9 protein-coding genes are annotated in these 11,642 nt (G+C 64.1%); 5 read left to right on the forward strand and 4 right to left on the reverse strand.

Annotated features, from left to right (window positions below):
* Positions 1-167: 167 nt before the first annotated feature.
* A complete protein-coding gene (locus ACVOLR_RS19095) occupies positions 168-1,820 on the forward strand; it encodes a M28 family metallopeptidase (RefSeq protein ID WP_481537841.1) in 1,653 nt (550 codons plus the stop codon).
* A gap of 396 nt (positions 1,821-2,216) precedes the next feature.
* Here ACVOLR_RS19095 and ACVOLR_RS19100 read toward each other — a convergent pair whose 3' ends face one another.
* On the reverse strand, positions 2,217-3,551 hold the full coding sequence (locus ACVOLR_RS19100; RefSeq protein WP_481537834.1) for an MFS transporter: 1,335 nt from the start codon (positions 3,549-3,551) through the stop codon (positions 2,217-2,219).
* A 199-nt stretch (positions 3,552-3,750) separates the two neighbouring features.
* Between ACVOLR_RS19100 and yedA the strand changes: the two genes are divergently transcribed.
* Both yedA and rarD read left to right on the forward strand, forming a co-directional pair.
* Positions 3,751-4,653 carry a drug/metabolite exporter YedA gene (gene yedA / locus ACVOLR_RS19105; protein ID WP_481537835.1) on the forward strand — a complete coding sequence of 301 codons (903 nt, stop codon included), beginning with the start codon at positions 3,751-3,753 and terminating at the stop codon, positions 4,651-4,653.
* Complete coding sequence (gene rarD, locus ACVOLR_RS19110) at positions 4,650-5,561, forward strand: EamA family transporter RarD (RefSeq protein WP_481537836.1); 912 nt, start codon at positions 4,650-4,652, stop codon at positions 5,559-5,561. Before yedA ends, rarD begins: the two co-directional genes overlap by 4 nt.
* Before the next feature lie 45 nt (positions 5,562-5,606).
* On the opposite strand, the gene ACVOLR_RS19115 is transcribed toward rarD, so the two are convergent.
* The 3 genes from ACVOLR_RS19115 to ACVOLR_RS19125 all read right to left on the reverse strand — a co-directional run bounded on the left by ACVOLR_RS19115 (position 5,607) and on the right by ACVOLR_RS19125 (position 8,553).
* Positions 5,607-5,978, reverse strand: a complete 372-nt coding sequence (locus tag ACVOLR_RS19115) for a VOC family protein (RefSeq protein ID WP_481537837.1) — start codon at positions 5,976-5,978, stop codon at positions 5,607-5,609.
* Positions 5,979-6,128: 150 nt separating this feature from the next.
* On the reverse strand, positions 6,129-7,838 hold the full coding sequence (locus ACVOLR_RS19120; protein WP_481537838.1) for a M28 family metallopeptidase: 1,710 nt from the start codon (positions 7,836-7,838) through the stop codon (positions 6,129-6,131).
* 61 nt (positions 7,839-7,899) lie between these two features.
* Positions 7,900-8,553: a DUF4097 family beta strand repeat-containing protein gene (locus tag ACVOLR_RS19125; RefSeq protein WP_481537839.1), complete on the reverse strand. Its 654-nt coding sequence runs from the start codon at positions 8,551-8,553 to the stop codon at positions 7,900-7,902.
* A gap of 166 nt (positions 8,554-8,719) precedes the next feature.
* Here ACVOLR_RS19125 and ACVOLR_RS19130 point away from each other — a divergent pair, with 166 nt between their 5' ends.
* Positions 8,720-9,946, forward strand: a complete 1,227-nt coding sequence (locus ACVOLR_RS19130; protein ID WP_481537842.1) for a murein hydrolase activator EnvC family protein — start codon at positions 8,720-8,722, stop codon at positions 9,944-9,946.
* Positions 9,947-10,062: 116 nt separating this feature from the next.
* Positions 10,063-11,481, forward strand: coding sequence for a S41 family peptidase (locus tag ACVOLR_RS19135; protein WP_481537840.1), 1,419 nt, complete (start codon positions 10,063-10,065; stop codon positions 11,479-11,481).
* Positions 11,482-11,642: the final 161 nt, after the last annotated feature.

An 11,642-nucleotide genomic window follows, 5' to 3' on the forward strand; every position in this document is an offset into this window, starting at 1 on the left:
GTTTAATTCGGGGGGTTTACTTGTTGTGCCGACCCTTGCTGGGCTGTGGCTTTGGGTTTATCGCCTTGGCCTATTTTTGCTGGCCACTACAGCGCTGTCGCGCCTACAAGGGCAATGCCGGTTAGAATCTGCCATTCATTCTGTCGTTGGTAGTTGCCGTGAACCCGATGCGCATCCTGCTGCTGTCTTCCTGCCTGTTTGTCGGCGGCATCGCCTCGGCGGCCAATGACCTGCCCGGCGGTGGCATCGATCCGGAAGCGCTGTCGCGGCACGTCCGCATCCTGGCGTCGGACGAGTTCGAAGGCCGTGCCCCGGCCTCGGCCGGTGAGCAGCGCACGGTGGACTATCTGGTCGATGAGTTCCGCAAGGCCGGCCTGCAGCCCGGTGGCAAGGACGGCAGCTGGGTGCAGGAAGTGCCGTTGGTGCGCGCCACCGTCGATGGCGCGGTGCAGGCCAGCCTGAGCTTGAACGGCAAGTCGCAGCCGCTGGTCAACGGTGAAGACATCACCCTGCAGAGCCTTAGTCCGTTCGGTGTGGTCGACCAGCAGGACACGCCGCTGGTGTTCATCGGCTACGGCATCTCCGCGCCGGAACGGCATTGGGATGATTACAAGGGCCTGGACCTGAGCGGCAAGATCGCGGTGGTGCTGATCAACGATGCCGACTTCGAGACCGATGTGCCGGGTGCGTTCGACGGCAAGGCGGTCACCTATTACGGCCGCTGGACCTACAAGTTTGAGGAAGCCGCACGCCGCGGTGCCGAAGGCGTGCTGATCGTGCACGAGACCGCACCGGCTGCCTATCCGTGGGCGACGGTGAAGGCGTCTGGCACTTCGCCGCTGTTCGATATCGAACGCAGCAACGACGAGGCCCTGGCCGCACACACGCCGGTACGCGGCTGGATGCAGCGGGCGCTGGCTGAGCGCATCTTCAGCGCCGCTGGCCTCGATTTCGAGACTGAGAAGCGCAAGGCGATGAAGGCTGACTTCCGTCCTGTCGAGCTCGGCGACGCCAGTCTCACCACCAGCTTCTGGGTCAAGCGTGAGCGCGTGGTCACCCGTAACGTGGTGGCCAAGCTGGAAGGCAGCAGCCATCCGCAGGAGTCGGTGATCTTCTCTGCGCATTGGGATGCCTTCGGTATCGGCCAGCCCGATGCAAGCGGCCAGACCGTGCGTCACGGTGCCATCGACAATGCCACCGGCGTGGCTTCGGTGCTGGAGCTGGGTCGCGTATTCGCCGCCGGCCCGCGCCCGCAGCGTTCGCTGTACTTCCTTGCATTGACGGCCGAAGAGAAGGGCCTGCTCGGTGCCAGCTACTACGCCGCGCACCCGCTGGCACCGCTGGAAACCACCGCGGCGGTGCTGAACATCGAGATGTTCAGCCCGGACGGTGAAACCGCCGACATCGCCACCTGGGGAAATGGCCGGGTTTCCCTTGAAGACGATGTGCAGCGCGTTGCACAGGCACGCGGCCGTCGCTGGTCGCCGGATCCGAACCTGGAAGCCGGTTTCTTCTACCGCGCCGATCATTTCGCGTTCGCCCGCAAGGGTGTGCCGGCAATCACCGTCGGTGCTGGTCTGGACAAGCTGGACGGTGGTGTTGCCGCCGGTCGCGCGCTGCGTGATGCCTATTTCGCCAAGTGCTATCACCAGGCCTGCGATGCGTGGACGCCGCAGTGGGATGCGCGCGGTCTGGCTGCCGATACCTTGCTGGTCTATGACATGGGTCTGGAGCTGGCCAATAGCCGGAAGTGGCCGACCTGGCAGAAGGGCGCTGAGTTTGAGGCTGCACGTGAAGCGAGTGATGCTGCTCGGCGTTGAGTGATGCTGCTCGGGGTTGAGTGATGAGAAAGCCGGCGGACTGAGTCCGCCGGCTTTTGCTTTTTGCTCTTCGCTTTTTGCTCTTCGCTGTTCGCTTTTGCTTTTATGTCGTCATTCCCGCGAAGGCGGGAATCGCTCTGGCTTTTGCTGTTTGCATTTGGCATGAAGCAGGCGAAGGCAAGTGCAAAGGCAAGTGCAAAGGAAAGTGCAAAGGAAAGTGCAAAGGAAAGTGCAAAGGAAAGTGCAAAGGAAAGTGCGTAGAGCGATTCCCGCCTTCGCGGGAATGACGGCATAAAAGCGGAGAAAAAAGCCAAAGCCAAAGCCAAAGCCAAAGCCAAAGCAAAAGCAAAAGCAAAAGCAAAAGCAAAAGCAGCTATGGCTCTGACTTACCCAGTCCTACCTCCGCGTACCATCCAACCAGTTCGGCCCCTTGTTCTTCAGAAAGAACACATAGACCACCAGCGACACCGCAATCACCGCAGTGACGTAGATGGCGAACGTATCCACATGTCCGGTCTTCAGTGCGCCTTGATATAGCAGCGGCGCAGTGCCGCCAAACAACGAATTGGCCATCGCATAGCCAAAGCCCACGCCCAGCGCACGCACATGCGTGGGGAACAGCTCTGCCTTCACCACTGCGTTGATCGAGGTGTAGCCGGTGAGGATGACGAAGCCGACTGCCAGCACCAGAAAGGCCATCAGCGGATCATGCTGCTGCGGCAGCTGGGTGATCATGTACCAGCTGTAGAGCACGCCGCCGACGCCGAAGAACACCAGCAAGCTCTTGCGCCCGACGATGTCCGACAGCCAGCCGCCAAGCGGCTGCAGCAGCATCAAGAAGGTCAGCACGCCAAGGTTGATCACGGTGCCGGTCATCACGTCGTTGCCGGCGAAGGCGCTCTGGATCATCTTCGGCCCGTTGACCGAATAGGTGTAGAAGGCGACCGTGCCGCCAGCGGTGATCAGGAAGCACAGCAGCAGTGCACGCCATTGATGCACGAACAGTTCGTACATCGAACCGGACGCCTTGGCGCGGCCATCCTTTGCCGCTTCGATGGAATCGGAAGTCAGTGATTCGTCCATGCTCCGGCGCAGCCAGAACACCACGATGGCGGCAATGCCGCCGATGCCGAAGGCGATGCGCCAGCCCCAGGCGGAAATCTCGGGTTTGTCCCACAGCAGCAACATGCCGAGCAGGGTGAGCTGCGCCAGCACGTGGCCGCCAACCAGGGTCACGTAGTGGAACGAGGACAGAAAGCCGCGCCGGCCGGGAATCGCCGCTTCGGACATATAGGTCGCACTGGTGCCGTACTCGCCACCAGTGGCAAAGCCCTGCGCCAGCCGTGCCAGCAGCAGGATCAACGCCGCAGCACCGCCGATCTGTGCGGCGGTCGGGGTTATCGCGATCAGGAACGAGCACGCTGCCATCACCGTCACCGATACCGTCAGTGCGCGGCGGCGGCCGTAACGGTCGGCGAAGCGACCGAAGTACCAGGCACCGATCGGCCGCATCAGGAAGGTCGCGGCGAAGATCGCCCACACGTAGATGGTGGAGTTCTTGTCGGCCGCCGAGAAGAACTGCGACTCGAAGTAGACCGCGAACACCGAGTACACATAAACGTCATACCACTCGACCAGGTTGCCGGCCGAGCCCTTCAAGGTATTGGAGATCGAGCGGCGCAGGGCGGCGCGTTCGGAGGCTACCGGTGTGTTGGCGGTGGGGCTGTTCATGCAGATGCTGTCCTCGCTGGGTAGCCGATGGCCGGGCGATGCACGCGGTGCTGGCGTGGTGGTTGCCTTCAAGCTAGCGCAGACCATGTATGGATGATGTAGGTGGGCTGCCAAACGAATACAGCATGCCGTTTTTCAGACTGATCTCGGCGCTGCTGTGCCCTAGAATTCACCTTCCCCCGAATGGTGGCACCGCCTCATGTCCTCCCCCGTATCCACGCCGGCTGCTCCTCCCAGGGGTGGCCTTGTCGTTTTGGCCTTGTTCCTGGTCTACGTGGTGTGGGGGTCGACCTATCTCGGCATCCATCTGGCGCTGGAAAGCGGCCTGCCGCCGCTGACGGTGATCTCCGGCACGCGCTTCCTCATTGCCGGCAGCGTGCTCTATGCCTTGCTACGCTGGCGTGGTGTCGCAGCGCCGACCCGTGCGCAATGGAAGACCCTGGCGGTGATGGGCTTGTGCCTGCTGTTCCTTGGCAATGGCATGGTGGTGCTGGCCGAGCGCGACGTGTCGTCCGGCCTGGCGGCGGTGGCGGTGGCCTCGGTACCGTTGTGGATGGCGCTGTTCTCGGCCATCCGTGGCGAGAAAGTCACCCGCGGCGAATGGCTGGGCATTGCGGTCGGCTTCGCCGGCGTGGTCTGGCTCAACGCCGGCAGCAGCCTGACGGCAACCCCTACCGGGCTGATCCTGTTGCTGATAGCGCCGCTGGGCTGGGCGTTCGGCTCCATCTGGTCGCGCGGACGTGACCTGCCATCGCCGTTCATGACCGCCGCCGGGCAGATGCTGTGCGGTGGTGTGATGCTGATCAGCGCCGGCCTGTTGCGCGGCGAACGCATCAGCGCCCTGCCCAACCTGCAGGGGCTGCTGTCGGTGAGCTACCTGACCGTATTCGGCTCGATCATCGCTTTCACCGCCTATGTGTGGCTGCTGCACAACGTGCGCCCGGTGTTGGCCAGCAGCTATGCCTACGTCAATCCGGTGATTGCCGTGGCCTTGGGCGCGTGGATCGCGCATGAGCGTTTCAGTGTTTCCGATCTCGGCGCGATGGCGGTGATTCTGGCCGGCGTCGTGGTCATCACTCTTGCAAGGCTGCGTCGCGCATGAACAGCAACAGCGAACACCGTAGCGGCCTGTGGGCCATCACCTTGGCCTTCGTCATCTGGGGCCTGTTCCCGCTGTACTGGCATCTGCTCAAGGAGGTGCCGTCGTTCCTGATCATTGCCCATCGCATTGTCTGGAGCGCGGTGCTGTTGGTTGGTGGGTTGAGCATCGTGCGCGGCTGGGGTTGGTTGACGGAGGTATGGGCTACGCCACGGCGGTTCTGGCTGCTGGGTCTGTCCAGCTTGTTGATCGCGCTGAACTGGAGCCTGTACATCTGGGCGGTCAACGCCGGGCATGTGGTGGAAACCAGTCTGGGTTACTTCATCAACCCGCTGCTGAGCGTGCTGCTCGGGGTAATGGTGCTGGGCGAGCGGCTGGGCAAGCTGCAGTGGCTGGCGGTAGCGCTGGCGGCGCTGGGCGTGGCCTGGTTGACCTGGCAGAGCGGGCGCCCGCCGTGGATCGCGATTGGCCTGTCCATCACCTTTGGCCTGTATGGCCTGCTGCGCAAACTGGTGGTGGTGGACGCGGTGAGCGGGCTGGGCGTGGAAAGCCTGTTCATGGTGGCACCGGCGCTGGCCTATGTGCTCTGGGCCGAGAACGGCCATGGTGGTGGCTTCATCTCCGGCTGGGGCGTGGGCATCGACGCGCTGCTGGTACTGGCCGGTGCGGTCAGTGCGATCCCGCTGATTGCCTTCGCCTTCGGAGTGCGACGGGTGCCGCTGACCGTGGTTGGCCTGCTGCAGTACATCGCGCCAACCCTGCAGTTCCTGGTCGGTGTGCTGGTGTTCCGCGAGGCCTTCAGCGCCAATCAGCTGGTTGGCTTCTGCCTGATCTGGGCCGGGCTGGTGGTGTTCGCGGTGGCTGGCGTGCGCAAGGCGCGTACGGCGCGCGTCGCTTCGCCGACGGCGTAGGCAACGCTGCACGAAGCGCGCTGCAGAGGATGTGCAGCGCCGTGCTCAGCGGTTGATGACGGCTTCGATGCGGTGTCCATCCGGGTCGATCAGGAACGCCGCGTAGTAGTGCGCGCCGTAGTCCGGGCGCAGCCCCGGCGCACCGTTGTCGTGGCCGCCGATGGTCAACGCTGTTGTATGGAAACGATCAACGGCAGAGCGATCCGGCGCAGCGAAGGCGAGATGAAAGCCGGCACTGGCTGCGCTGACGTCCTCGCGCAGCTTCAGGCAGAACAGGTCCTGGTCGTCGATGAGCCCGTAGCCGATGGCGGTGTCATCTTCGAATACGCGGCGGAAGCCCAACGCGCCCAGTGCGGCATCGTAGAACGCGCCGCTCAGGGCCAGGTCGCGTACCGGGAAGGAAACGTGATGCAGCATTTCGAGCGACCTGTGGATTGGTGAGGAAGTGCTGACGGTAGCGGCTCTGCCTCAGCGTGTCTGCTGGTGATTGGCGCGCAGCGCCGTACAGGTATCCACACCAACAAGAACGGCGCCCGCAGGCGCCGTTCTCTCGCGATCAGCAGCGGCTTACTTGGCCGTGTTGCTGTCCTTGTTCTTCATCATCGCGTCGCGGTTGGCCTTGAAGGGATTGCCTTCGTACCAGTTCGGCCACGCATCACCACCGGCCAGCTGCTGGCCAACGCCATACAACAGCTCAAGGTCCTCGACGATGCCGTCGAGCTTCCAGGTGGCCGGGTCGTACTCGTCCTTCGGGCCGTGGTAGCGGTCCTTGCCATAGGCTTCGGCTGCACGCTTGCCAGCCTCGACGCCGCCTTCGATCAGGTCTTCGCCACCATCGGCATACAACGCAGGCACGCCGGCCTTGGCGAAGTTGAAGTGATCGGAGCGGAAGTAGAAGCCGCTCTGCACCGAGCTTTCCGCATGCAGGGTGCGGCCCTGCTTGGCGGCCAGCGGCTTGAGCAGGTCTTCCAGCTCGGAGCTGCCAAAGCCCGTCACAGTGAGGTCACGCGCACGGCCATTGACCGACATCGCATCGATGTTGATCACGCCGGCAATCTTGTCCAGCGGGAAGGTCGGGTGGTTCACGTAGTACTGCGAACCGAGCAGGCCCGATTCCTCCAGCGTCACTGCCAGGAACACCACCGAGCGTTCCGGCGGGGTCTGCTGGTGGGCGAGCGCGTCGGCCACTTCAAGAATGCCGGCCACGCCGGTCGCGTTGTCGACCGCACCGTTGTAGATGTTGTCGCCTTCCTCGCCCTCGTGCTTGCCCAGGTGATCCCAGTGCGCCATGTACAGCACGGCTTCGTCGGCACGCTTGCTGCCCGGCAGTACGCCCACCACGTTGCGTGACTTCTTCTGCGCGATGGTGCTCTTCAGGTCCAGCGACAGGCTGGCATTCAACGGTGCCGGCTTGAAGCCACGCTTGCTGGCATCTTTGTAGGCCTTGTCCAGGTCCAGCCCGGCATCGGCAAACAGTTTGCGTGCGGCCTCGGCGCTGAGCCAGCCCTGTGCCTGCAGGCGCGGCTGGCTGTCCTCGGCGGCGGGCAGGTCGTACTGCGCACCGCCCCAGGAATTCTTCACCACATCCCAGCCATAGGAGGCACCGGCGCTGTCGTGCACGATCAACGCGGCGGCGGCGCCCTTGCGCGCGGCTTCCTCGAACTTGTAGGTCCAGCGCCCGTAATAGGTCATGCGCTTGCCATCGAACAACTTGGCGTCGTCGGTGTGGAAGCCCGGGTCGTTGACGAACATCACCACCGTCTTGCCCTTCCAATCCTGGCCGGTGTAGTCGTTCCAGTTCTGCTCGGGCGCGTCGACGCCATAGCCGACGAAGACCAGCTCGCTGTTGTCGATCTTGATTTCCGGCTGGCCGCTGCGGGTGCCGATCACCATGTCGGTGCCGAACGTCAGGTCACGGCTGGCCTGGCCCTGCTGGATCTTCAGCACGGTAGCCGGGTTGGCCGTGGTTTCGGTCATCGGCACTTCCTGGAACCAGCTGTCGCCGTTGCCCGGCTGCAGGCCGATGCGCTGCATCTGGTCGCGGATGTAGTTGACCGTCAGTTCTTCGCCATTGCTGCCGGGGGCGCGGCCTTCGAATTCATCCGAGGCCAGGGTCTTCACCAGCTCGCCGAAGTCGGCGGCATTGATGCCACCGGCAAAGGTGTGGGCCGGCGGCGGTGCGGGGGCGGGCGCGGAGGCCGCCGGTGCCGGTGCCTCCTGCTTGCAGGCGGCCAGTGCCGCAGTGGCGGCCAGGCACAACAACAGTTTGCGTTGCATGAGAACTCCGGGTTGCAAGATCGAACCCGGATTCTAGGCAGGATTGGCCTGCAATGCGCGTTCAGCGTGGCGCGGTTTCACTGTCGAAACGTTGCGGCGTGGCACCGGTCACAGGACCGATCTTTGCCGAGTCGTGCACGAGCAGCACAACCTCGCGCTCGAACACCAGCGGGCCTTCAACCACGGCGTTCGGGCCGATGACGATCCGCGGCTTGCGCGGCGCGGTCAGCGAGATGCCGAACGAGGGGCGATTGACCTTGATGCCGCCTTTGACAACTGAATCGATGCCAACGGTGATATCACCGTTGACGGTTTCGATATCGCCACCCAGCTGCGCGGCGACCAGGCCGATGCTGCCGTTGACGGTTTCAATATTGCCGCCGATGCGGCTGCCGCGATCAACGTAGATGCCGCCGTTCACCGTATCCAGGCCGTGGGTAAGCACCAGGTTGCGGCCACCACGGATTGCACCGTTGACGGTTTCGATGCTGTGCGCCTGCACATTGTCTTCGGTGCGTACGCTGCCGTTGACGGTCTCGACGCTGTTGGCCTGCACACCTGAAGCCAACTGGATGCTGCCATTGACGGTTTCCAGATCGCCGTAGGTGGTGCCGGCCTGGGTCTGGATGCTGCCATTGACCTTGCTGATGTCGTCGGCGGCCAACGCCAGCGGGGCACTCGCGCTCAGCAGTAGAAGTAGAAATAGACGTTTCATGAGATCTCCACTGTGGAAATGCCGATGGACTGGGTGGCATGGCATCACGCTTGGGTACAATCCGCATCTGCCTGAAGTCACTGGAACCTCTTTGCGCCAGCCCAGTCACCAGCCTCGTTCACAACGACGTGCGGCCTTGCCGCCATGGCGCGGTGCCTGCCTGTTGATGCTGGGCATGTTGCTGGCCGGTCCATTATCGGCGCAGAACAGTTCGCGCGACACCGAAAAGAAGCTGCAGCAGCTGCGCGGCGAGATCAAGGGCGTTGCCCAGGAACGTCGCCAGTTGGAAGGGCAGCGCGGCGAAGCCAGCCAGCGCCTGCGCGAGGCCGACCAGAAGGTTGCCCGCAGCGGCCGTGCGGTAGCCGAGGCCGAAGCCGCAGTGCAGCGCGAGCAACAATCATTGGCGGCCCTGCAGCAACGCCGGGCCATGCTGGAAAGCGGCCTTGCCCAGCAACGCCAGCAACTGGCAACGCTGCTGCGCGGTGCTTACCAGCTGGGCAATCACGCGCCTTTGAAGCTGCTGCTGTCGCAGGACAGCGTGGCCGATGCCAATCGCGAACTGGCCTATCACCGCTATCTGCAGCGTGAGCGGGCCAAGGCAATCACCGGCCTGACCGCCGATCTGCAGGCGCTGACCAGCACCGAGCAGCAGATCGTGGCGCGCAGCAAGGAGCTGGAACAGGCCCGTGAACAACAGCGCCAGCAGGCTACCGCGCTGGCCCAGGACCGTCGCCAGCGCGCCACCGTACTGAGCGAGCTGGATACCCGTTATCAGGATCGTAGCGAGCGCGAAAAGGCCCTGGGCAAGGATGCGCGCGCGCTGGAACAGGTGCTGGCCAGCCTGCGTGCCGCCGCCGCCCGTGCCGAAGCCGAGCGCCGCGCGGCGGCCCGTCGTGCCGCCGAACAGGCGCGGCAGGCTGCAGCCGCCAATAGCGGTTCCGCTCGCAGCCCGGCCCGGGCAGCGCCAGGCAAGGTACCACCGAGGGTTGTCGCCAATGCGCCAGCGCCGCGGGTTGGCGGTCTGGGTTGGCCGTTGTCGGGCAATCTGCTGGCCAGATACGGCGGTCGCCTGCCGGATGGTCGCAACAGCGCCGGCGTGCTGATCGGTGCGCCGGCTGGCAGCACGGTTACCGCAGTCGCTGACGGCACCGTGGTGTTCTCCGACTGGATGACCGGCTACGGCATGATCCTGATCGTTGATCACGGCAACGGCTATATGAGCCTGTACGCGCATAACGACGCCTTGCTCAAGGATGCCGGTGCCAGCATCAAGCGTGGCGATGCGGTGGCCAAGGTTGGCAACTCCGGTGGCCAGGGCGTCACCGCCCTGTACTTTGAACTGCGCCGCAACGGCCAGCCGGTAGATCCCTCGACCTGGTTGCAGCGGCAGTAACGCCCGCTGAGCGCTGGTGCAGGCGCCTGCGCTGGTTCAACAAGAATTTAGCTGGGCTTCGCGCATAATCGGGTCCTGCGCGGTTATCGCGCATCCGTAATCTCATGGAGTGGTTCATGCGTGTAGCCCGTCTTGCTGCTGCCCTGCTGTTGGCCCTGTCACCGGCTGTTGCATTGGCCCAGAGCGCCCCGGACAAGGTGTCCAAGGCGGACGATCCCGACGCCAAGGAATCTGTCACCTCACGTGTACCCCTGGATGAGATCCGCCGCTTCGTCGGCGTCTACAACGCCGTGCGCGCGGCCTATGTGGACCCGGTGGATGACAAGAAGCTGATGCAATCGGCCGTACGCGGCCTGCTGCTGGAGCTGGACCCGCACAGCACCTACTTCGACAAGGAAGACGCCGAGGCCTTCGACGAGCAGACCAATGGTGCCTATGAAGGCATCGGCGTTGAGGTCCTGCAGCAGGACAACACCTTGAAGGTGGTGTCGCCGATCGACGACACCCCGGCCGCGCGTGCTGGCTTGAAGGCCGGCGACCTGATCGTGGCCATCGATGGCACCCCGATCAATGCCATCGATGCCAGCGAACCGCTGCGTGGCAAGGCCGGCAGCAGCGTGGTGCTGACCATTGCGCGTGGCGAGCAGAAGCCCTTCGATGTCACCGTGATGCGCGAGACCATCCGCGTTACCAGCGTGCGCAGCAAGATGCTGGAACCGGGCTACGGCTATATCCGCATCAGCACCTTCCAGGCCGATACCGGCGCTGACTTCCAGAAGCAGTTGAACCAGTTGCAGGCGCAGGCCGGCGGCAAGTTGAAGGGCCTGGTGCTGGACCTGCGCAGCAATCCGGGCGGTCTGCTCACTGCCGCCGTGCAGGTGGCTGATGATCTGTTGGAGAGGGGCGGCATCGTCAGTACCCGTGGCCGCATCTCGATCAGCGATGCCAAGTTCGACGCCACCCCAGGCGACCTGCTCAAGGGCGCGCCGATGGTGGTGTTGACGGACGCTGGCTCGGCCAGTGCCTCGGAGGTGCTGGCCGGTGCCTTGCGTGACAACGGCCGCGCGCGCGTGGTCGGCAGCCGCACCTTCGGCAAGGGCTCGGTGCAGACCGTGCTGCCACTGGACAACGGCGACTCGGTCAAGCTGACCACCGCGCGCTACTACACGCCCAGTGGTCGCTCGATCCAGGCCACCGGCATCCTGCCGGATGTGGAACTGACGCCGGATCCGGCCGATGCGGTCAACGACCTGCCGGCCAGCCTGAGTGACTACAGCGAGGCCAAGCTGCCAGGCCATCTGCGTGGCGATGACGAAGCGGTGGGCAGCAAGGCCGGCGTGGTGTTGCCGGGCGATGCCCCGATCCAGTCGGCCTTGCAGGAACTCAAGCACCCCGGCTCGGTAGCGGCGGCGCAGGCAGCAGCGGCGAAAGCCAAGCCCAAGCCCGCCAGCGCCGAAGCCAAGCCGGCGGCACCGGCCGAGGCTGCAAAGCCGGAAGCCACAGAAAAACCCGCCGCCGAAGAAAAGCCCCTGTAGTGCCGAGCCATGCTCGGCAGGGGCGTCACCGCGGCATATCGATGCTCTTGTAGGAGCGGCGGAAGCCGCCCACCCCCGCTAAATGAAAAGAAACACAAACCCCTGATCTGATTGGTGACCCGCGTACACGGGGGGCCCCCCGCCCCAAAAAAACACCGCGA

Source organism: Stenotrophomonas sp. STEN030 (genome assembly GCF_056759995.1).